The following is a 21889-nucleotide window of genomic DNA, read 5'->3' on the forward strand; positions in this document are numbered from 1 at the left end:
GACGCCTATGTGTTCTTGTGCAAGCGCAGCGGCTTCGTTGCCTCGCGCGCAATCGTGCCCTTGGCTTCAAGGTCGAGCTGGACGGCCTTCAGCCACCAGCCGGCTTTTGCCCCTTCCGGGAAAAGGCTCTGCGGCAACAGCGGCAGGAGGCGCTCCTTGGCTTCGGCGACCGTGAGCCCGGGGGCAGCCTTTGGCAGCACCGCAAGCAGGGCGTCCCGCATCGCCTCGTACTTCGTCCTGTCGACCCGGTAGCTATGGCCCGGCGAGACGATGTTCTCGATCTCGATCTTGTCAGCCGGAGACGCCATTCATCTCGCCTTTCACATAGTCGATCCTGGGTGCGCGGAAGCCCATGGCAGCCCAGGCGGTCAAAAGCCGCCACATGAACCGGCCGGAATGGGTGTTGTAGCTCGGCAGGGCGTCGGTGAATTCCACACCGGGCCTGCGGTCCCTTGTCATGGTTCGCATTTCCAGCGGCGGCTGATCGCCGGGCTCGAAACGCTGATTGTAGACGCTCAGCCAATGGCCGCCCTTGAACTCCAGGAACATGGCGGCGTTGCAGCAGCGCGCGATCACCCTGCGCGTCGTCGCCTTGGGCGTCAACCGGTGTGCCGCGAGCAGGTCGCTGCCGCGGATGCAACGAAGTCTGTCCTTCCGGTAGAGCGCAAAGCGTGTCGAGCCGTCGGCCTCCAGCACCGGCGAGGCTTCTGGCAACGCCTCGATCTGCTCGCCGGCGGCGCGGCAACTGGTGCAGTAGCAGGCGGCGCCGACGATCGGTTCGCCGACGGCTTCAAGCGCGACCTGCCCGCAGCGGCAAGCGGCGATCCGAACTTTTCCATGCGGTTTGGTCATGACCTCTTTCTCCGATGTCATCTCGCTAACTAGACTGTACCGTCCAGTTTGATTTGTCAATCCAGCTGGCCTATCCTGTCTCGCCGGTGATTTGACGATGTGCGGGAAGGGCAGGGAACAGGATTGAGCAATGGCGCAAAGACGCGCATGGAGCGCACCCGCAAGCAGATCGTGGCGGCGGCCAGCGATCTTTTCCTCAAGCACGGCTTTCTCGGCACAAACATGGACGAGATCGCGGCGACCGCCGAGGTGTCGAAACAGACCGTCTATGCGCATTTCCAGAGCAAGGAGGCGCTGTTTCTGGAAGTCGTGCGCAGCATGACCGGCGGGGCCGGAGACGAGTTCCAGGAACAGGTTGCCGATCCGATTGGCGACGAGCCGATAGAAGCGTTCCTACTCGATTACGCCACCCAGCTGCTGACGATCGTGATGACGCCGCGACTGATGCAGGTGCGGCGTCTGGTGATTGCTGAGGTTGAGCGATTTCCTGAGCTTGGCCAGGCGCTGCACGAGCGCGGGCCGATGCGGTCGATCAAGCGGCTCGCGGCCGCCTTTGCCCGCTACAGTGAAAAGGGGGACCTCAAGGTGCAGGATACGCATGTGGCCGGCGCCTTCTTCAACTGGCTGGTCATGGGCGGGCCGGTGAACGACGCGATGCTTCTGGGCGACGGCGCCATCCCGGCGCCGGAGACATTGCAGGCTCACGCAAAGGAAGCCGTCCGGATCTTCCTTGCGGCCCACAGGGCGGTTTAGCCGTTCAATTCGGTCGGCGTTTGCGGGCGCTTCCCGGGCGGCATCGCGGCGGACGTCAGGGTGCCGTGTCTGCTGAGGACGACGCATTCCACCACCTGAGCACCCGCATCGCCTTGAGTGTGATCCACTCGGAGGGTTTGTCCGGCCCGTCGTCGACGGCAAACCACACCCGCCCGCGCGGGCTCCAGTCCAGCGGCCAGGTGCCATTCTCCAGGCGGCGCGAACAAAGATGATCGATCGCGTCGCCGAGGCGCGGATCGGGCTTGGCGCCGGTCAACAGTGCCGACGCGCGAAAATAGTCGAGCGCGCGCAGGATGTCGTAATGCCAGCGGCTCGGATGGCAGAGGCACAGGAAGCGCTTGTCCGCGGGCTCGCCGGTGCCCAGACGATGAAAGAGGCGACGCTTGAGCAAATAGTCCTCGCCGGTCCGGCGTGCTTGGCGCGAGTGCTGCGTGCCGCCAGTTGCTTTCTCGAACTCCAGCAATCCTTCGAGCACGTTGATGGTGCTGGCGAAGGACGAACAGGTTGAGCCGTTGATGCGCTCGCAGTTCCAGCCACCGTCGCCCTGGCGCTCGTTGACGAGCCTTTCGACGATCGGTGTGACGTCGACGCCGAAATAGGCGCCGTCAGCGACCGTCCGGCCGTTGATGCACTCTTCGATCTCGCCCTGCCAATAGGGTTGGCCACCTTCGTCCCAACGGGAATTGGCGCCGATCAGTGCGACCGTTCGCCTGGCGCGTTCCGTTGAGGGGTCGAGACCGAATTCCCGGAGCTGCGACAGTGAAAAGCATGTCGCGGTCCAGGGCTGGCCGCGCTCCGACCATTCGTGCTCATCGAAATCGGCAGGGATGAAGGCGCCGCCGTCCCATTGCCCGTCGGCGTCCTGATGGGAAAGAAGCCGTGCACCCCAGCCTTCGGTCTCCACCTTCGCCCTTTCGGCCCGCCATTCAGGCTCGGGAGCGTCGAGCAGGTCGCGCATGACCTGCCAGCGGATCGACGGATCCGAAGCGAGAAGCCAGTCAATCACCGGGTCGGTCACGGGGCGTGCTCCAGGCTCGCGTGGACGGGCCGGTCCTCAAGGCCAGCCAGTCGCAAACTAGTGCGCCTCCTGGAAATGGAAAGTCAGTCGCTCTTGGAGCCGAACATCTTCTTCAGCATGTCGGCCATCGGACCGGTTGCTGGAAGCTTCTTCGGTTGGGCGGAATTGCGCGCCTGATGGATATGCGACTGGGCGCCCTGCTTCTTCGGGGCCTCGGGCTTTTCCGCCTCCGGCTTGCCGCCGGTTGCGAGCGCGATCTTGTTGAGGAGTTGGGAATCCTCGCCGCGCACCAGCATGTCGGCATTGTCGGCGATGGCGTCGAGCAGCGGCACCAGCCAGGCCTGGTCGGCCTTGGCGAAGTCGCCGAGCACGTGGGCGTGCACGAGGTCCTTGACGCCAGGATGGCCGATGCCAAGCCGCAGGCGGCGATAGTCCTTGCCGCAATGGGCATCGATCGACTTGATGCCGTTGTGGCCGCCATGGCCGCCGCCGACCTTGATGCGCGCCTTGGCGGCCGGCAGGTCGAGCTCGTCATAGATGACGGTGATGTCCTTCGGCTGCAGCTTGTAAAAGCGCATGGCCTCGCCGACGGACTCGCCGGACAGGTTCATATAGGTCTGCGGCTTGATCAACAGCACGCGTTCGCCGGCGATCTCGCCCTCGGCGATCTCGGCCTTGAACTTCTTCGACCAGGAAGAAAAGCCGTGCCGGCGATGAATGACGTCGACGGCCATGAAGCCGATATTGTGCCGGTTGGCGGCATATTTCGAACCTGGATTGCCAAGTCCTGCGATGATCAACATGGTGCTACGCGTTCATGATTTCGGGTTGGTGCCATCCAAAGACATCGCACCTGCCGGAAGTCAACGCCTATTTCTCCGCCTGCAGGCTGGCATTCGGCGTCAGACCATACTGCTTGAAGATCGCGTCCTGGGTGCCGTTGCCGATCAGACGGTCAAGTTCATGCTGCATGCGAGCGATGACGTCGCGCGGCATGTCGCGGTGGCAGGCAATGCCGTAGAGCTTGCCCTCAAGCACCAGCGCGGCCTCCACCGGCTTGCCCTCGGCGCGCATGCTCTGGAAGGTCTTCTCGGACGTCATCAGCAGATCGACGCGCCCGGCGATCAGCTTCTTCAGGCTCGAGTCGAGGCTCGCCGCATAGTCGATCTTCGGAAACGCGTGCTCGCGCAGATAGGATGCGGAGAAGTCCTCGCGCTGGGTCCCGATGGTGAATCGGCGGGCATCCTCGAGCGATTGCGGCGCGATGTTCGAGCCGGCATGGCGAACCATGATCATGTGGTCGATCAACAGCGGCTCGACCCAGTGGAACTTCTTGTCGCGCTCGGCGTCGTGACCGGTCGTAAAGACGCAGTAGGCCGGATCGGTTTCAGCCAGCATGAAGGCGCGAGCCCAGGGCAGGACCTCGATTGTGTAAGGCCGGTCCAAGCGCTCCATGATCCGCTTGACCTGATCGACGGCAGCACCACTCGGGCCATTCTCGGTGGAAAAATTGTAGGGCGGATATTCCTCGGTCACGAACTTGATCGTCTGAGCGTCGGCCGTCGCGGAGAGACCGAGAAATAATGCCAGCGTCAGCGCCTTCACGTCCGTTTCTCCTTCTTTGCCCGTGGCCTGTGGCCCGGCGGTGTTGCCGCCGAACCGCGTTCCTCAGGGTATCCAATTCCGGCCTTTGCTTGCGCTGCCGGCAAACGTCATCATGCCCGCATGCCGGTCATGGCAGGGGTTTTTGCCTCCGAGTCGCTTTCGAGCATCACCAGCATGCTGTCGATCGGCATCGGCCGGCTGAAAAGATAACCCTGACCGCAATCGACGCCAAGCTTGCGCAAGAGCTGCCACTGCTCTTTCGTCTCGATGCCTTCGGCAACGACGGTGCAGCCCATCTGGTGCGAGATGGTGCGGATGCCCTTGATCAGCATCCGGCTCTTGCGGCGGACATCGGCGGTGCCGGAACTGAGTGAACGGGTAAACGACTGGTCGACCTTGACGATGTCGACCGGGAAGCGGTTGAGGTAGCTCAGCGACGAATAGCCGGTGCCGAAGTCATCGAGTGCGATGCGGCAGCCGAATTCGTTGAGCTGTTTCAACACCGAGTGGACCTCCGGGTTGTCGAGCATCAGCACGGCTTCGGTGATCTCGACGACGATCCGGCTCGGCGAGATGTGGTGCTTCAAGAGCAGGGCGGCGAGCTTGTGCGGCAGTGTCAGCTCGAACTGCAGCGGCGAGAAGTTCACGGCCAGATAGGTGTCCTGGGTCCCGTCCAGCTTGGAGATCGCTGCGAGATGGCAGATTGCCTTTTCGAGGATGCGGTCACCGATGCGGGCGATGGTGCCGGTCTCTTCGGCAATGCCGATGATCTTGCCGGGGGGCATCAGGCCCTTTTCCGGGTGGTTGAGGCGCATCAGCGCCTCGAAACCGGCGATCTGGCCGTCGGCGAGGCTGACGATCGGCTGCAGCCAGGCTTCGAAATGGTCATCTTTCAGGCCGGCTTCGATGCACTGTTCGATCTCGTGGCGCTCGCGCGAGGCGTCGAGCATGCTGCCGTCGAACAGCTGCAGCCCGTTCTTGCCGTCGTGCTTGCGCGCATACATCGCCATATCGGCCTTCAGCAGCAGGTCGGAGGCGTTTTCGGCATGGGTCGGATAGACGGCAACGCCGACGCTGGCGCTGACGAAGAGTTCGTTGCCGGCAATCGGCATCGGTTCATGGAGGGCCGCAACGATGCGTTCGCCGATCTCGGTCGCAAGGGCCGCTGCATCCGAGTTCGAAAGCAGGATGGCGAATTCGTCGCCGCCGAGCCGGGCCATGATGTCGCCGGGCTGCAGCGACGCGTGGATGAGCTCCACCGTATGGCGCAGCACCTCATCGCCGGCCGCATGACCGAAATTGTCGTTGATCCATTTGAACCGGTCGAGGTCGATGAACAGGCAGCCGAGCTGCATGCCGCACTCGTCGGCCTGCTTGATCGCCTCGTCGAGCGCGGCCTCGAAACCCTGCCGGTTGAGCAGGCCGGTCAGGTGGTCGGTGATCGCCTGGGTGTGGTTGCGGCTTTCCGCCTGCTTCAGCGCCGTGACGTCGGTCATGACCGAGAGCGACAGGCTGCTTTCGCCGGTTGCGTTCGTTTCCTGGATGAGCACGGTCATCGCGTCGCCGTCCGCCTTGCGGAAGGGGACCGTGACTTCGCGGATCGCATGATCGCCGACGGCAATCGTCTTGGCCTGGCTGCGGTAGGTCTCGTGCCAGTGGGTATCGATGAAGTCGATGAAGTCGCGGCCGATGACGTCGTCGCGGTCGTAGCCGGTCGCCAGCAGCCAGTAATCGCTGACCGCAAGCAGCCGGCCATCGACGTCGAGGGAAAACAGCATCGCCGGCGTCAGGTTATAGATGTCGGTGACGCGTTCGTGGGCGCTCTTGAGTTCGGTCTCCTCGCGCTCGAGCCGGTCCTGCATCTCGTTGAAGTTGGCGGCGAGCGCGCCCATTTCGTCGTCGGAGGTCCAGTCGACGCGGTGACGCGAGCCGAGCCGGCGGGTGGCCTCGATCGCTGCGGTCAGCCGCATCAGCGGGCGCATGACGGTGAAGCGGTTGCCGACGAGCGCTGCGGCAAAGACGATGGCGACGGCAAAAAGCAGGATGGCAAGGATCGCCAGTTCGTCCTTGCTGAACTGCGACAGCAGGCCGGGTGTCGGGACGCGCACCTCGATGCGGCCGATCTCTTTCAGTCCGTCGACCGACTGGTAGGAGATCGGCAGGCTGAGGATGCGATCGTTGGTGGAGGTCATAGCGCCGCCGAGCGGCATCTGCGCGAGGATCGAGCCGGTCTGGTCGCGCACCGTGACGGACAGAATGTCGGTGCCGTTGATCAGCGAGCGGGCGATGTGCTTGATGCCGTCGCTGTCGAAGTCCCAGATCGGCTTGCCGAGCGCTTCGGCGCTTGCGGCCATCAGCAGTTCGGTGTTGTGCAGCCGTTCGCGGGCGATTCGATCGCCGGAAATGCTCAGGAAGAGGACGAGAAGCGGGGCAATGAAGACAAGCATCGCGCCGCAGACGATCGCAATAAACCGGTTCTCCACGGAGTGCATCATTGGACGCACGCCTTAGAAGGTGTTGCCACGCATGTCATTTCGGATTCTCTTTAAGATCTTGCCCACGGTTTCCCCGCAGCAAGAACATCATCAAATCCTTAAATGTTGCTGAAATCGCTACATGATAAATCATGAGGCGAGGCGGAGCGGTTGTTTATGGCGGCTCGGGTGCCAACAATGCAGAAAGCCCGCCCCGCGTGAGCGGGACGGGCTTTCCGTCAAGGGTGGAAAGACCGGCGCCGGGCCGGTCATCGGCAACCGGATTAGGCTTCTGCGTCGCCTTCGGCTTCTTCCTTCACGCCACCAGCCGGAGCAACGATCGTTGCAACGGTGAAGTCGCGGTCGGCGATGACCGGGGTCGCGCCCTTCGGCAGCTTGATGTTGGAAATGTGAACGGCGTCGCCGACCTTGAGGCCGGAGAGGTCGACGCTCAGGAATTCCGGAATGTCGTTGGCCGAAACGTTCAGCTCGACTTCGTGGCGAACGATGTTGAGAACGCCGCCAGCCTTGAGGCCCGGGGACTTCTCTTCGTTTTCGAAGTGAACCGGAACTTCGACGGTAACCTGGCTGTCCTTGGAGACGCGCAGGAAGTCGACATGCATGGTGAAGTCACGGACCGGATCCAACTGGTAGTCCTTCGGCAGGACGCGGATCTTTTCGCCGTTGACGTCGATGGTCGCGACGGTGGTCATGAAACCGCCGGCGTGGATCTTCATCGTCACTTCCTTGGTGGAGAGTGCGATGGAAACGGGGGCCTGCTTGTCACCGTAGATGACAGCCGGGATAAGACCGTTGCGACGAAGTTCACGGGAGGACCCCTTACCAACCCGTTCGCGCGTCTCGGCCTTGAGCTCATAAGTTGCGTGGCTCATGGGTAGACCTTTCTGTGTCTAATGCTGGAGAGTTCATCCGCCAGGCGGAAGAACCGAAGCCGCAAGGGCTTCATCCGCGTTGCCTCCAAGGGTGTCTACGCGGACGGGCGCTCCATAGACGAGATCACCCGCAAATGCAAGCTTTGCCGCGGTTTTAAACCATGTGGCGCAAACGAGCACGGCAGTTTTGAGGAAGCGGCACGTGCCAATTCAACAAGTGAAGGCGTGTCGTGCCCGCGTCGCGCTCAAGCCTTCTTCCGAGTGAACCGCGCCAGCGCCAGCATCAGACCGCCAGCGATCAGGCCCCAGAAGGCGCCCGAGACACCACCGAAGCTGACACCGGAGGCCGTCACCAGGAAGGTGATCGCGGCAGCTTCGCGCGTCTTGGCTTCGGTGAAGGCTGCCATGGCGGAGCCGGCAAAGGCGCCGACGAGCGCAAGGCCCGCGACCGCCTCGATCAGCACCGATGGCGCAAGGCTGACAAAGGTGGTGACGGCACCGGCCAGCAGGCCGAAAATGACGTAGAAGACACCGGCGTTGATCGTCGACCAGTAGCGTCTTGCCGGGTCCGGATGACTGTCGATCCCGGCGCCCATGGCGGCGGTGATGGCCGCCAGGTTGACGGCATGGCCACCAAATGGCGCGCTCAGCATCGAGAAAAGACCGGTCGTTGCAAACAGCGGGCCGGGGGTGGGGTTGTAGTTGTTGACCTTCATGACGGCGATGCCGGGAATGTTCTGCGAGGCCATGGTGACGATGAACAGCGGCAAGGCGATGCTGATCATCGCCGGCATGGTGAAGGCGGGCATCACGAGTTCCGGACGCGGCACCAGCGCCGAAGACAGGTCTGCCAGGGCGCCGGCCGGCATCTCGACACCGAAGGCTATGACAAGCACGAAGGCGAGGAGGGCAGCCGGCACGGCATAGAGCTTGTTGACACTGCCGACGATCGCCCAGGCAAGCAAGATCGGCAGGCCGAAGAGCGGGTTGAAGCCGATCGCCTTGACCGGCGCAAAGCACAGGCTGAGCAGGACGCCGGCGAGCATGGCGTTGGCAAGGGCGGTCGGAATGGACGAGACCATGCGGCCAAGCGGCTTCCACAGGCCGGCGATGACGATCAGTAGCCCGCAGACGAGGAAGGCGCCAACGGCCGCATTGAAGCCACCTTCCACCACGCCGGAACTGGCGAGAAGGGCAGCACCCGGCGTGGACCAGGCGATGCTGACCGGCAGCCGCGTGGCCGCGCTCAGGATGACGGCGCACACACCCATCGAAATCGACAACGCCATCAGACCGGACGCGGCCTGGGCTTCGCTGGCGCCGACGCCACCGAGGCCGTGCAGCACGACGGCAAACGAACTGGCAAAACCGACGAAGGCGATCAGCAAGCCCATGAACAGGCTCTGGAGCGAAAAGTCACGAAACATGGCGGCAACCGGTTGTTGTGGGAAGTCGTCGGCAATTCACTGCGTTTGCCTGCAGCGATCTTCGAACGGCTGCATGCTTCTGCCTAAATCAGCTTGGATTTAAGAAAGCATGCAGTAGCACATTCCGTTGCGCTGTCGATATCGGCTGCGTGATGCAACCATGAAACGCGGTGATGCGTGAGCGGTACGGTACCTTCGTCTGGCTGGACCTTAGCTGATATCGATGGCTATAGTGGCGCCCATCGTGGAACGGCTGCTTGGGAGATCGGCCGGATCCGCCGTCGCCGGACGACGCTTCAGGGAGGAAGCCGATGCCTGCCGTCAGAGACCATTCGGATCACGTCTACAGGGTTGCGCATCAGCCATCGGCCGCGGCCAGCTCACCGGTTGCCGCTTCCTGGCGTCGCTGCATGACCCTGCACGGACTGGCACCGGAAGACGCGCGAACGCCGCTCCGGCTGGCCGACAGCGCGTTTCGCGCCGCCCGCGAACGCTCGGGCGAATTGGTGGCGGAAGCCGGCATCGAACTCGACCGGCTGTTTGCGACCGTTGGCAGGGCAGGGTGCTGCCTGCTCTTGACCGATGATCAAGGCGTGGCGCTGGAGCGGCGCGGCGCTGTTGGCGATGACGCCGAGTTTCGCGGCGTTGGGCTCTGGTCGGGCACGGTCTGGAGCGAAGCGAGCGTCGGTACCAATGGCATCGGCACGGCGCTCGCCGACGAGCGCGCCGTCGTCATTCAGCGTGACCAGCATTTCCTCAGCCGCAATATCGGCCTCAGCTGCGCGACCGCTCCGATCCGCGATCACCGCGGCCGGATGGCGGCGGCGCTTGACATTTCCACCTGCCGCGACGATGCCTCCGAAGTCACCATGTCGCTCCTGTCTCAAGCCGTTCGTGACGCGGCGGGGCGCATCGAAGCCGGCCTGTTCCGCCGTGCCTTTGCCGGAGCAAGGATCGTGCTCGTGCCGGTCGACCGGGCCGGTCCGGCGCTGCTTGCGGTCGATCGCGATGATCTCGTTCTCGGCGCGACGCGCGCGGCGCGGCAATGGCTCGATCTCGACGACAAGCGCATCGCGAGCGGTGTTCCGGCCTCTGACCTTCTGCGAGAAGGCACATCCGGCGACGGTGCCGAACTTCCCGACGCCGAGCGCGCCGCGCTTCGCCGCGTGCTTTCCCGCGCCAACGGCAATGTGTCGATGGCTGCCGAGCTGCTCGGCATCAGCCGCGCCACGCTTTACCGCAAGATGAAGCGGCTCCAGGTCAACTGACCGTTTCGTGCGTCTCTGGATTGCCCCTCTCCTCGGGTTTAACCCGAGCACCAACCCTGTCCCTCAGGCGGGGAGAGGGGGCGAGGTTTGCGGCTGGCTTCGTCGTCAGCGATTGCGTCGGCGTTTCTTGCGACGAGCGGATGCCATGAGTCTCCTTCGCCCCGCTTTCGGGGAAAAGGTCCCGGCAGAGGGATGACGGGCAGCTTCCGACCGTCTCCGGTGCGCGCTTGCTGCATTGCAGCACAGTAGCTGACGCCTGCTTGTCTCAATTCTGAAACAGATCGCGTCGCGGGCGATCGCGCCTGACTATCGAAGACAACCGATCCGCCTCACGCTCCTTCCACAGCTTTAGTTGCTGGTTCTCAGGGAGGAATGACCATGCTGCATCAGAAGATCGTCGAAAGCCCGTTCAAGCAGAAGTACGGCAACTTCATCGGTGGCGAATGGCGCGAGCCGGTGGCCGGGCGCTACTTCGACAACACGACGCCGGTGACCGGCGGGGTGCTCTGCCAGGTGGCGCGTTCGGACGCCGCCGATATCGAGCTGGCGCTCGATGCGGCGCATGCGGCGCGCGAGAAATGGGGCCGGACGTCTGCCGCAGAGCGCTCCAACATCCTGATGAAGATCGCCGGCCGCATGGAGGACAATCTCGAGCTGCTCGCTCGCGCGGAAACCTTCGACAACGGCAAGCCGATCCGCGAGACCATGGCGGCCGACATTCCGCTCGCCATCGACCATTTCCGTTACTTCGCCGCTTGCATCCGCGCCCAGGAAGGTTCGATCGGCGAGATCGATCACGACACCGTCGCCTATCATTTTCATGAGCCGCTCGGCGTCGTCGGGCAAATCATCCCTTGGAACTTCCCAATCCTGATGGCCGCCTGGAAGCTCGCGCCAGCGCTTGCCGCCGGCAACTGCGTCGTCCTCAAGCCGGCGGAACAGACGCCAGCTTCGATCCTCGTTTGGGCCGACCTCGTCGGCGATCTTCTGCCGCCGGGCGTGCTCAATATCGTCAACGGCTTCGGTCTCGAAGCCGGCAAGCCGCTCGCCACTAGCCCGCGCATCGCCAAGATCGCCTTTACCGGCGAGACGACGACCGGCCGGCTGATCATGCAATATGCCAGCCAGAACCTCATTCCGGTGACGCTGGAACTCGGCGGCAAGTCGCCGAACATCTTCTTTGCCGACGTGCTGGCCGAGGATGACGACTATTTCGACAAGGCGCTCGAAGGTTTTGCCATGTTCGCGCTGAACCAGGGCGAGGTCTGCACCTGCCCGAGCCGCGCGCTGGTCCAGGAAAGCATCTATGACCGGTTCATGGAGCGGGCGGTGAAGCGGGTCGAGGCGATCCGCCAGGGCAATCCGCTCGACAGCGCCACGATGATCGGCGCGCAGGCGTCGAGCGAACAGCTCGAAAAGATCCTCTCCTATATCGACATCGGTAAGCAGGAGGGCGCAGAGGTCTTGACCGGCGGCGGCCGCAACGTGCTCGAAGGGGAGCTTGCCGAAGGCTTCTACGTCAAGCCGACGGTGTTCCGCGGTCACAACAAGATGCGGGTGTTCCAGGAGGAAATCTTCGGGCCCGTCGTCTCGGTCACCACCTTCAAGACCGAGGCCGAGGCACTGGAGATCGCCAACGACACGCTCTACGGCCTCGGCGCCGGGGTCTGGAGCCGCGACGCCAACCGTTGCTACCGCTTCGGCCGTGAGATCCAGGCGGGCCGTGTCTGGACCAATTGCTACCACGCCTATCCGGCGCATGCGGCCTTCGGCGGCTACAAGCAGTCCGGCATCGGCCGCGAGACCCACAAGATGATGCTCGACCACTACCAGCAGACCAAGAACATGCTGGTGAGCTACAGCCCGAAAGCGCTCGGTTTCTTCTGATCGGGTTCTGCCTTCCCCGCCGCTGGGGAAGGCAATACGGGCAGGTTTGGAAGGCATTCTCCGCCTTTCCTTCTTGCTCGACCGAAGGCTGAGGCGTGCTCTCCACCCGCGCCTCAGCCGAACAGTGCCAAATGATGCGCATTGGGGCAGGGAGATTTGTCATGTCTGCCGAGACGATGGGAACCGACGGGATCAACGAGCCGCGTGTGCTTGCAACGGCGGCGGCGCTCGATTTCATCGCCGAAATTAGGCGCGATCATCCAGACATCCTGTTTCATCAGTCCGGTGGCTGCTGCGACGGCTCTTCGCCAATGTGTTACCCGGCGGATGATTACATCGTTGGCGACAACGACGTGAAGCTGGGCGAGATCGGCGGCGTGCCGGTCTATATCAGCGCCAGCCAGTTCGAGGTGTGGAAGCACACCCAGTTGATCATCGATGTGGTGCCGGGACGGGGCGGGATGTTCTCGCTCGACAACGGCCGCGAGAAGCGGTTCCTCACGCGGTCGCGGCTGTTCGGTGGTGGCGAGGCCTGCGCCGTGGTCCTTCGCGGGCGTTGAAGTGGCGGGTCAGCCGCTGGGGCGAGCATTCGGGACCTGACGGTACCTCCCCACAACGCAAAACGCCGGCGCTTTGGCGCCGGCGTTTTTTAATGCTTTGTCGCGTTAGGAACGACCTTAGTCGAAGAGGCTCGAAACTGACTCTTCCTGGCTGGTGCGGCTGATGGCTTCGCCAAGCAGGCCAGCCGTCGTGATCACCCGGATATTGTGGGCAGACTGGACGGCCGTGGTCGGCTGGATCGAGTCGGTGATGACCAGTTCCTTCAGCATCGACGAGGTGACGCGGGCAACCGCGCCGCCGGAGAGAACGCCGTGGGTGATGTAGGCGGTAACGCTGGTGGCGCCATTCTTCAACAGTGCTTCAGCGGCGTTGCAGAGCGTGCCGCCGGAATCGACGATGTCGTCGATCAGCAGGCAGTCCTTGCCCTTCACGTCGCCGATGACGTTCATGACTTCGGATTCACCCGGACGGTCGCGGCGCTTGTCGACGATGGCCAGCAGACAGTCGAGGCGCTTGGCAAGCGCGCGGGCGCGAACCACGCCGCCGACGTCGGGCGAAACGACCATGACGTTCTTCAGGTCGTAGTTTTCCTTGACGTCGCGGGCCAGGATCGGGATCGCATAGAGATTGTCGGTCGGGATATCGAAGAAGCCCTGGATCTGGCCGGCATGAAGATCAAGCGTGAGCACGCGGTCAGCACCCGCTTCGGTGATCAGGTTGGCGACGAGCTTGGCGGAGATCGGCGTGCGCGGACCGGGCTTGCGGTCCTGGCGGGCGTAGCCGAAGTAGGGAAGCACGGCGGTGATGCGGCGGGCGGAAGAGCGCCGCACCGCGTCGATCATGATGAGCAGTTCCATCAGGTGATCGTTGGTGGGGAAGGAGGTCGACTGGATGATGAAGACATCCTCGCCGCGCACGTTTTCGCCGATCTCGACGAAGATTTCCTGATCGGCGAAACGGCGTACCGTCGCTTTGCCGAGAGGCAGGTTGAGATAGTTGCAGATCGCTTCGGCCAGGAGCCGGTTCGAATTGCCTGCGAAAACCTTCATTGACGGACCGCCTTGAGCTGGCGCGGTCACCGTCCGGTACTTTTCCGGGAGCGGTGTGTTCCGCGCAGATTCCGAGAGCCATTCCAATCGCGGACATTCTTTGCGGATGGCCGCCGTTCAGAGCTGATCGGCCGCTTTTTAGCGAGACTGAACTTGAATGCAAGGGGAATGCTGCGCCGCGAAGGCCAATATCCTAAAAACTTTGTGTTCAACCGGCCTGAGATTGCCGCCATTCGAGATAGGCGTCGATGGTTTTCGTCGCAATTCCCTGCATGGTTGCCGCCGGCACGCCACTCCACAAGTCCGTGCCGCCGCCAGGTACCGAGTCCTGCCCCTGGATGCGATGCAGCCGGTTGCCGCCGCCGTCGAGCACGTCCCAGACATAGACGATGGTGGTCTTGTCGCCGTCCTTTAGTGCCGAGAAGTAGCCCTTGAGGATGTGTTCGCTGCTGGCGTCACCCGAGCCCTTGATCGTAAGGCCGCGGGCGCGCGCATCGGCGCCGAGCTGCTTGGAGAGCGGCGTCACCGCCTGAACCGGCGCCCCGATGATCGGCAGGAAGCGGATCGTGCCGCTCGCAACGGCACTTGCCTTCGGCAATGCGGCGACATCGGGCTGGCTTTGCAGCTCTTCGGCAGCGGCGGCCGCCTGCTGGACGGGTGTGTGTTGGACTGGCGCCTCTTCGACAGGTGCCTGACGGCTCTGGATCGTGTTCTGGACGGGCTCGGAGCCGGCGGCAAGCCGGCTTGCCTGCGCCTCGAAGGTGCCGGCCGGATCGGTATAGGTCGCGTCGCCCGTCGCGTAGGCGGTCGGTGTGTTCGAGGGAGCCGGCTGCGGCGAGTAGGCGGTGGTCTGGCTGACCGGCACGCGCTGGACCGGTGCGACCGCCGTCTGGTTCGACATCGCATCGAGGTCGGATTGCGTCACCGGCGGCGAGCGAAAGGTTCCCGCGCCGACGTCGACCTGCGGCGTCAGCATGTCAGTGCTGTTGCAGCCGGCGAGCGCAATGACGAAGCCAAGGCTGGCGATGGGCGTTGAAAGCTTTCGCATGCTCAAACCGTCCGTTTCTTCGCGGCAGTTCTCCCCGGTCCTTTCATTGTTTCGTTGAAACCGTGAAAGGGCCTGGAACCATGCAATTCCGGACGGAAAGCCGTTTCGAAACCTTGCCGGAATTGCCCTAAACCGTCTCCTGTTCAGTCAATTCACAACAAGTCTAGGCGGATTTCCCTAAGCAGAGATGAAGTCGAGCCCATAGCGCGACAGCGCGCGCGGCGTGTCTGTGGTGGTGAGGTAGGTCTGGCCGAGCGTCATGGCCGTGCCGCTGTCGGAATCCATGATGATCATGTGCACGAACAGCGACATGTTCGGTTCTATCTCCTGCGGGTTGCCGAGGTGGAACATCTGGTGCTCCATCCAGGAGGGCGAAAAGCGGGCGCCGAGCGAGTAGCCGCAGGCGTTCAGCCGGTGGCGGGCAAGGCCGCGCTCGTCCATGATCCTGGCATGCATGTCGAACACGGTACCGAAGGTGTTGCCGGGGCGCAGCACCATCTCGATCGCCTGGATCGTCTCGCGGCAGGCGCTGTAGAGTTCGCGGTGGCGGTTGGTGGGTTCGCCGATGACGACGGTGCGCATCATCGCGGCGTGGTAATGCGCGCTGACGCCGGCCCATTCCAGCGTCAGCTGGTCCTGGCTGTCGAGCAACCGGCGGCCGGCCTTGTAGCGGCACAAAAGGGCATCGGCGCCGGAGCCAATGATGAATTCGTTGGCCGGATAGTCGCCGCCGCCGGCAAGGATCGTGCCCTGCATGGCGGCAAGAATGTCGGCCTCATTGCCGCCGGGGCGAATGAGGGGCAGGGCGGCGTCGAGCGCGTCGTCGGCGAGGCTGGCAGCCTTTTCGACATGGGCGATTTCGCCTTCGCTCTTGATCAGGCGCAAACGGCTGACGAGATGCGAGGCGTCGATCAGTTCGCCGAAGGTCTGGAGCTGGCGGTCAAGCAGCCGGGCGTTGCGACCTGTCATGCCGTGGGTGTCGTATTCGACCCCGATGCGGCAACCGAGCAGGTCGAGCTCGCTCAAGAGATTCTTGAGGTCCATCGTCGGATCGGCATTGGCGCGGTCCACCCAGATCTCGATGCGCTCGATATTCGAGGTGTGGCGGGCCTGGCGCAGGTCTGCCGACCGCGTCAGCAAGACCATCGAGCCGTCTTTCTTCACGACAAGCGTCTGGAAGAAGCAATAGCCGAAGGTGTCGTAGCCGGTCAGCCAATACATGCTTTCCTGGGCAAAGAGCAGCACCGCATCGAGCTTCTCCTCGCGCATCTTCTCCGTCAGCCGCTCCAGGCGGCCTGCATATTCTTCCTGGGCAAATTGAAGCGCCATGTCAGGTCCCCCGTATGCAAATGGCGGAAATCTGTCTGCCGTAGTCTGGCTCCTGCCTGTGGGTCGTCCTGCGATAGGAGAAGAAACGATCCTCGTCGGCATAGGTGCAGATATCGAGATTTTCGGCCGTCACGCCGGCCTCGGTCAACCGCCGGATCGTGAAGGCCGGCAGGTCGAACATCGCATGACCCTCACGGTCCGAAACGTTGAAGTAGGAGGCGTAGTTGCCGTTGGCGGCGACGAAGCGGTCGACGAACTCCGCGCCGACCTCGTAGTTGCGCTTGCTGATCGATGGGCCGAGGCAGGCGACGATACGCTCGCGCCGGGCGCCGAGCGAGACCATCGTCTCGATGGTGCTTTCCAGCACGCCGGTGAGCGCCCCCTTCCAGCCGGCGTGTGCCGCACCGACGACGCTGGCTTCGGCATCGGCAAACAGGATGGGGCCGCAGTCGGCCGAGAGCACGCCGAGCACGATCCCGGGCGTTGCGGTCACCAGCGCATCGGCTTGCGGGCGGGCGCCGTCATAGGTTTCGTCGACCACGATGGCGTCAGGGGAATGGACCTGGTGCACGGTCGCCAGGTGCTCGAGCGGCGCACCGAACCAACGGGCAACACGCGTGCGGTTCTCGTTGACATGGGCGCGATCATCGTTCGAGCCGAGGCCGACATTGAGACCGCGATAAAGCCCTTCAGAGACGCCGCCCTTTCGGGTGAAATAGCCGTGCGCGATCGCCGGACCGACCCTCTCGCCGAAGAGCGAGCTTTGCACGGGGGAGAGCACGGCATCATGCTGCATCGCTATATTCGCCTTTGCTTTCTGAACGATATCAATGGGTTTGGGCGCGCGTCCGGCCCGGCGAATGGCTGCTGACTTGCCGGCGCGATGTTGACCTGCGATGGCAGGGCTGTCAATTCCCGAACGGCAGGGGTGTCGTTCGGCTCGATTAAGTTGGCGCGGGATGCGGGCGGAAAATCCATACGTTTTCCTCATCCCGCTCAGTTCAAGCTTTGGGCCTGCGGAACGGCGACAGGGGCACCGGCGGGCTGCTGACGGCCAGCACCTTGAACAGTTCGCCCATCTTTCCGGCACCCGCGCCGGCGAGCCTTTCCACATCCTGGCGAATGCCTTCCTGCGTCAGCGCATCCTTGTCGCGGCCGAGCGCTGCGGCGCGGTCGAGCAGGCCCAGCCCGACCAGAAAATCGCCCTGATGGGCAAGGCCGTTGATCTGCACATCGTCGGTCTTGGCACGGCGGGCAAGCTGCTCGAAGTCCACATGGCTGGTGAGATCGGCTCGGCCCGGATTGGCGAGCGGCGGATCATATTCATGGTCCATGATTGCCTGCAGCGTGTCGCCATAGCCGGTGGCGAGATGGCCATAGTCGATGATGACGGCGGTGCCGCCGCTGATCTTCAGCCGTTCGCAAAGGGCCGACATCACCGCGTCGCGGGCCGGCGCAATCTCGAAGATCGTGCCTTCGGCAATCCCTTGCGCCGGCGTCGGCAACAGGTCGGGGTCGATGCCGGCGATGCCAGCGGCAAAGGTCAGTTCGTCGTTGGCATCGAGGCCAACCATACGCTCGCGAAAACCTTGCGCCGTGCGCACGAACTGGCGGATCGGGATGGCATCGAACAGCTCGTTGGCGGCAAGCAACAGGAAGCCTTCGGGCAGGGTCTCGAAGCTTGAGTGCCATTCGACCTTGTTGCCATGAGCGGCAAGCGTCTCGGCCTGGATCTTGCGCAGCCTTTCGCTGGTTTCGACGAGGTGCACGCTGGCGGCGGCATAAAGATCGGGCGCAAGCTTGCGCACGACACGCAGCATGTCGGACATCATCGTGCCGCGGCCGGGGCCGATCTCGGCGATCACGGTGCCTTCGGGCTTGCCGTGCTGCTGCCAGGCGTGAACGAGAAAGACGCCGATCATCTCGCCGAAGAGCTGGCTGATTTCCGGTGCAGTGGTGAAATCCCCCTCTTTGCCGAAGGGTTCGTGCACCCGGTAGTAGCCGTGCTCCGGATCCGCCAGACAAAGGGAGAAATAGTCGGTAACGCTGATCGGTCCGTGAGCCTTGATCAGCGCCTTGATCTTGTCGCCAAGTGGTGTCGTCATCAATCCGTCCAGTTAAGCGGTCGCAGCCGCGCGCCGCGCCCTTGCGATCGCCCAAATGCCGGCGAGCGCCATCGGTAGCGAAAGCAGCATGCCCATCGTCAGCCAGCCGCCGGCAAGATAGCCGATCTGGGCGTCCGGTTCGCGGAAGAATTCGACGAAAATACGGCTCATGGCATAGCCAAGCACGAAGATGCCGGTGACGAGGCCGGGGGATTTCAACGCCTGGCGGCGATAGATGAACCAGGCGAGCACGGTGAGCAGAACGAGACCTTCGAGTGCCGCTTCATAGAGCTGGCTCGGATGGCGGGCAAAGGGGCCGCCAGTCGGAAAGACGATCGCCCACGGCATCGACGACAGTCGGCCCCATAGCTCGCCGTTGATGAAGTTGGCGATGCGCCCGAAGAACAGGCCGATCGGCACCACCGCCGAGACGACATCGAACAGGCTCCAGAGCGCAATGCGGTTCTTGCGCGCAAAGATGATCATGGCGAGCGTCGTGCCGAGGAAGCCGCCATGGAACGACATGCCGCCGTTCCATATTTCCAGTGCCCGGATCGGGTTGGCGAGCACGGAACCGAGATCGTAGAAGAGGATGTAGCCGATGCGGCCGCCGAGCACGATGCCGCCCGCCGCCCACAGCAGGAAGTCATCAAGCTGCTGGATCGTCATCGCCGGTGCGTTGTCGCGCCAAAGGGTGGTGTTCGTTGCCAGCCGGCGCGCATAATACCAGCCGATCAGGATGCCCGCGACATAGGCGAGGCCGTACCAATGGATGGCCAGCGGGCCGATCTGGACGATGACGGGATCGATTTCGGGGAAGGGGAGGATGGCGAGGCGGGTCGCTAGCGTTTCCAATTGATTTATCTCGTGCCGGGCCGGTTGTTTCGGCGGAACATGGCGAGCGATTTCCGCCCGGTCAAGGGCGGCGGTAGACGCTACGGAAACAGGCGCGTGAGGAGGGGATGTGATTTTCCTTGCATCCGCCCGCCCATGACCCTACCTGAAACCAAGGACCGCATCGCAGTTGTGAGGCGGCGGCTGAAATGGAGATTCCGACGATGAGCACAGGCGCCAACCGCATTCTCGATGACTTCGCCAAGCTGATGACCGACGCTGCAGGTGCCGCCCAGGGCGTTCGCCGCGAGGTCGAGACCGCCTTCCGGGCGCAGGCCGAACGGACGCTGAATTCGCTCGACGTGGTCAAGCGCGAGGAATTCGAGATGGTCAAGGAAATGGCGATCAAGGCGCGCGAAGAAAACGATGCGCTGCTTGCCCGCATCGAGGCTTTGGAAGCGCGTCTCGCCGAGAGCGGCAAGTAACGCGATTCTGCCGAAATAACGCTGTTTCAGCGTTTTTTACTTCGCCCGCGGACCGATTCCGCGGGCTTTTTGCTGCCGTTAGACCCGGCCGCCGAGGAACGGTGCGTCAGTGGTTAATAAAACCTGAAAAGTTTTCCACCTGTGGACACTGGCAAAAAACCCTTACGGCAGAGTCGGTTAAGCTCTCGCGCTTCATTCAGATGACAACGCCGCCGCGATTGTTCACGGCTATTTTTGGGCCGAGGGGCTGGCAGCCTGACTCCGCCATTATACACTGATTTTAAATGATGATTCGAAACGAACCACGCAAGCTCCGGGCAGGGTAAGTCAGCCAGGATGGATGTGAGTTCAGCAATCATAGTGTGTTTGTAATCGGTGTTGGGTTTGCAGCGTTGCGTCGTGTGAACGTGATGACGCATGCCCATGCCCCACCTATACAGGGTGATGCATGAGCCTTTTGGAAATGGAAGTCGAGCGCCAATCCAACCCGGTCGATATGATCGAGTTCGTGGCTGCCAATAACGACTGGTCGTTCGAACGATCCGGCGAAGACGAAATCGCCATGACGGTCGAAGGCAAGTGGGCGGACTACCACGTTTCCTTCTCCTGGATGGAGGAGTTCGAGGCTCTGCACCTGGCCTGTGCCTTCGATATCAAGGTGCCGGAAAGCCGGGTCAACGAAGTCATCCGGCTGCTGTCCCATATCAACGGGCAGGTGCTGATGGGCCACTTCGACCTGTGGCGTCAGGAGGAAGTGGTGATCTTCCGCCAGTCGCTTCTGCTCGCCGGCGGGGCCGAGCCCACCAATCAGCAGGTCGAGGTACTGCTGTCGAGCGCACTCGACGCTTGCGAATCCTATTATCAGGCGTTTCAATTCGTCGTCTGGTCCGGCATGGACGCGCAGCGCGCGGTCGATGCGGTCCTGTTCGAAACGGTTGGAGAGGCCTGATCATGACCAATGTCGCTTCCGGTCCCATCGTGCTTGTCGGCGCCGGCAATATGGGCGGCGCCATGCTTTCCGGTTGGCTGAAGAGCGGCGTCAACGGCGCTGACGTGCTCGTCGTCGATCCCGGCCCGCCGCCGGCCATGGCAAAGCTGATCGTCGACAACGGCGTCACCCATGCGACCGCGGCTCCGGCCGGCGTGAAGGCCGGTGTCATCTTCGTTGCGGTCAAGCCGCAGGTGATGGACGTGGTTTTGCCGCCGCTGAAGCCGCTCGTCGGTGCGAACACCGTGATCGTATCGGTTGCGGCCGGCAAGACGCTCGCCTTTATCGAAAGCCATCTCGGCGCTGCCGCCACGGTTCGCGCCATGCCGAACACGCCGGCGATGATTGGCCGCGGCGTAACCGGTGCCTTTGCCAATGACCGTGTCAGCGAGGCGCAGCGCACCCAGGTTCATGATCTGCTCAAGGTCAGCGGCCCGGTCGAATGGGTCAGGACCGAAGCCGAGATCGATGCCGTCACCGCCGTTTCGGGCAGCGGTCCGGCCTATGTCTTCTACCTCGTCGAGTGCATGGCGGAGGCGGGCCGCAAGGCCGGCCTTCAGGCGGACCTTGCCATGCGGCTTGCGCGGGAAACCGTCGCGGGGGCTGGCGAACTGTTGCACCAGTCCCCCGACGAAGCGGCGCGCCTGCGCCAGAACGTCACCTCGCCGGGCGGCACGACGGCTGCGGCACTCTCGGTGCTCATGGCCGATGACGGCATGCAGCCGCTGTTCGACAAGGCGATCGCGGCGGCGCGCAAGCGGGCCGAGGAACTGGCTGGCTGAGATACACTCCCGGTTCGCGATAATCCTGCGGCCCTGCGGCATCGTCGCGGGGCCGGCTCATTTCGTGGGATCGGCGAGCGGCTTCATCATTGCGCCGAACCTTCAAGAATCTCCGCCAATGCTTTAAGCCCGGCAACTGAGAATTTTTCACAAAGGGAATTGCGATGGCTGAGACAATTGAATTTGCTGATTTCGAGCGCGTCGACATCCGCGTTGGCACGATCGTCGAGGCCGAGCCCTTTCCCGAAGCCCGCAAGCCGGCCTTCAAGCTGACGATCGATTTCGGTCCGGAGATCGGCATAAAAAAGTCATCAGCCCAAATCACGGTGCACTATCGCCCGGAGGATCTTATCGGGCGGCAGGTGCTGGGTGTGGTCAATTTTCCGCCGCGCCAGATCGGTCCTGTCCGCTCTGAAGTGCTGACGCTGGGCTTTGAAGACGAGGCCGGAGCGATCGTGCTGGCTGCCACCGACAAGCCGGTTCCCAACGGCAAGAAACTGATGTGATCCC

General features: G+C 63.0%; 22 protein-coding genes. 8 read left to right on the forward strand and 14 right to left on the reverse strand.

The features are described 5' to 3' along the window. Nucleotides 1-5: 5 nt before the first annotated feature. Nucleotides 6-308, reverse strand: coding sequence for a DUF6958 family protein (locus MKZ91_RS19360; RefSeq protein ID WP_336172691.1), 303 nt, complete (start codon nt 306-308; stop codon nt 6-8). Beyond that, nucleotides 292-852 carry a GFA family protein gene (locus tag MKZ91_RS19365; protein ID WP_336172692.1) on the reverse strand — a complete coding sequence of 187 codons (561 nt, stop codon included), beginning with the start codon at nt 850-852 and terminating at the stop codon, nt 292-294. The genes MKZ91_RS19360 and MKZ91_RS19365 overlap by 17 nt, the downstream gene beginning before the upstream one ends. Before the next feature lie 123 nt (nt 853-975). Here MKZ91_RS19365 and MKZ91_RS19370 point away from each other — a divergent pair, with 123 nt between their 5' ends. Continuing rightward, entirely contained in the window at nt 976-1605 is a 630-nt protein-coding gene (locus MKZ91_RS19370; RefSeq protein ID WP_336172693.1) for a TetR/AcrR family transcriptional regulator, read from the forward strand. 55 nt (nt 1606-1660) lie between these two features. Here the strand turns inward: MKZ91_RS19370 and MKZ91_RS19375 are convergent, their stop codons facing one another. From MKZ91_RS19375 to MKZ91_RS19400, 6 genes are all read right to left on the reverse strand, one after another. Further along, nucleotides 1661-2584 (reverse strand): squalene cyclase, encoded by a 924-nt coding sequence (locus MKZ91_RS19375; protein WP_336172728.1) that lies wholly within the window; start codon nt 2582-2584, stop codon nt 1661-1663. Between the two features lie 143 nt (nt 2585-2727). Then, the gene (gene pth, locus MKZ91_RS19380; protein WP_336172694.1) at nt 2728-3447 is read right to left on the reverse strand and encodes an aminoacyl-tRNA hydrolase; all 720 of its coding nucleotides are present in this window, start codon (nt 3445-3447) and stop codon (nt 2728-2730) included. 67 nt (nt 3448-3514) lie between these two features. Beyond that, entirely contained in the window at nt 3515-4249 is a 735-nt protein-coding gene (locus MKZ91_RS19385) for a substrate-binding periplasmic protein (protein WP_336172695.1), read from the reverse strand. A gap of 110 nt (nt 4250-4359) precedes the next feature. Beyond that, the gene (locus tag MKZ91_RS19390) at nt 4360-6744 is read right to left on the reverse strand and encodes a putative bifunctional diguanylate cyclase/phosphodiesterase (protein ID WP_336172696.1); all 2385 of its coding nucleotides are present in this window, start codon (nt 6742-6744) and stop codon (nt 4360-4362) included. A 263-nt stretch (nt 6745-7007) separates the two neighbouring features. Further along, nucleotides 7008-7616: a 50S ribosomal protein L25/general stress protein Ctc gene (locus tag MKZ91_RS19395; RefSeq protein WP_336172697.1), complete on the reverse strand. Its 609-nt coding sequence runs from the start codon at nt 7614-7616 to the stop codon at nt 7008-7010. A gap of 245 nt (nt 7617-7861) precedes the next feature. Then, entirely contained in the window at nt 7862-9043 is a 1182-nt protein-coding gene (locus tag MKZ91_RS19400; protein WP_336172698.1) for a benzoate/H(+) symporter BenE family transporter, read from the reverse strand. A 311-nt stretch (nt 9044-9354) separates the two neighbouring features. Here MKZ91_RS19400 and MKZ91_RS19405 point away from each other — a divergent pair, with 311 nt between their 5' ends. From MKZ91_RS19405 to MKZ91_RS19415, 3 genes are all read left to right on the forward strand, one after another. Further along, on the forward strand, nt 9355-10311 hold the full coding sequence (locus MKZ91_RS19405; protein ID WP_336172699.1) for a helix-turn-helix domain-containing protein: 957 nt from the start codon (nt 9355-9357) through the stop codon (nt 10309-10311). A 378-nt stretch (nt 10312-10689) separates the two neighbouring features. Then, on the forward strand, nt 10690-12198 hold the full coding sequence (gene adh, locus MKZ91_RS19410; protein ID WP_336172700.1) for an aldehyde dehydrogenase: 1509 nt from the start codon (nt 10690-10692) through the stop codon (nt 12196-12198). Between the two features lie 161 nt (nt 12199-12359). Continuing rightward, a complete protein-coding gene (locus MKZ91_RS19415) occupies nt 12360-12758 on the forward strand; it encodes a DUF779 domain-containing protein (protein ID WP_336172701.1) in 399 nt (132 codons plus the stop codon). A 117-nt stretch (nt 12759-12875) separates the two neighbouring features. Here the strand turns inward: MKZ91_RS19415 and MKZ91_RS19420 are convergent, their stop codons facing one another. The 6 genes from MKZ91_RS19420 to lgt all read right to left on the reverse strand — a co-directional run bounded on the left by MKZ91_RS19420 (nt 12876) and on the right by lgt (nt 19145). Further along, the gene (locus MKZ91_RS19420; protein ID WP_065775021.1) at nt 12876-13808 is read right to left on the reverse strand and encodes a ribose-phosphate pyrophosphokinase; all 933 of its coding nucleotides are present in this window, start codon (nt 13806-13808) and stop codon (nt 12876-12878) included. A gap of 208 nt (nt 13809-14016) precedes the next feature. Further along, nucleotides 14017-14856 (reverse strand): hypothetical protein, encoded by an 840-nt coding sequence (locus MKZ91_RS19425; RefSeq protein WP_336172703.1) that lies wholly within the window; start codon nt 14854-14856, stop codon nt 14017-14019. A 177-nt stretch (nt 14857-15033) separates the two neighbouring features. After that, entirely contained in the window at nt 15034-16185 is a 1152-nt protein-coding gene (locus tag MKZ91_RS19430) for a M24 family metallopeptidase (RefSeq protein ID WP_336172704.1), read from the reverse strand. Nucleotide 16186: 1 nt separating this feature from the next. After that, nucleotides 16187-16981, reverse strand: coding sequence for a peptidoglycan editing factor PgeF (gene pgeF, locus MKZ91_RS19435; protein ID WP_336172705.1), 795 nt, complete (start codon nt 16979-16981; stop codon nt 16187-16189). A gap of 205 nt (nt 16982-17186) precedes the next feature. Further along, nucleotides 17187-18290 (reverse strand): class I SAM-dependent methyltransferase, encoded by a 1104-nt coding sequence (locus MKZ91_RS19440; RefSeq protein ID WP_336172706.1) that lies wholly within the window; start codon nt 18288-18290, stop codon nt 17187-17189. A gap of 12 nt (nt 18291-18302) precedes the next feature. After that, on the reverse strand, nt 18303-19145 hold the full coding sequence (gene lgt, locus MKZ91_RS19445; RefSeq protein ID WP_336172708.1) for a prolipoprotein diacylglyceryl transferase: 843 nt from the start codon (nt 19143-19145) through the stop codon (nt 18303-18305). 203 nt (nt 19146-19348) lie between these two features. Here lgt and MKZ91_RS19450 point away from each other — a divergent pair, with 203 nt between their 5' ends. From MKZ91_RS19450 to MKZ91_RS19465, 4 genes are all read left to right on the forward strand, one after another. After that, nucleotides 19349-19609, forward strand: a complete 261-nt coding sequence (locus MKZ91_RS19450) for an accessory factor UbiK family protein (protein WP_336172709.1) — start codon at nt 19349-19351, stop codon at nt 19607-19609. A 448-nt stretch (nt 19610-20057) separates the two neighbouring features. Continuing rightward, nucleotides 20058-20558 carry a YbjN domain-containing protein gene (locus MKZ91_RS19455; RefSeq protein ID WP_043618087.1) on the forward strand — a complete coding sequence of 167 codons (501 nt, stop codon included), beginning with the start codon at nt 20058-20060 and terminating at the stop codon, nt 20556-20558. Nucleotides 20559-20560: 2 nt separating this feature from the next. Further along, complete coding sequence (gene proC, locus MKZ91_RS19460; RefSeq protein ID WP_336172710.1) at nt 20561-21379, forward strand: pyrroline-5-carboxylate reductase; 819 nt, start codon at nt 20561-20563, stop codon at nt 21377-21379. 164 nt (nt 21380-21543) lie between these two features. Beyond that, a complete protein-coding gene (locus MKZ91_RS19465; protein ID WP_336172711.1) occupies nt 21544-21885 on the forward strand; it encodes a tRNA-binding protein in 342 nt (113 codons plus the stop codon). Nucleotides 21886-21889: the final 4 nt, after the last annotated feature.

The organism is Ensifer sp. MJa1 (assembly GCF_037026475.1).
GTDB lineage: Bacteria > Pseudomonadota > Alphaproteobacteria > Rhizobiales > Rhizobiaceae > Ensifer.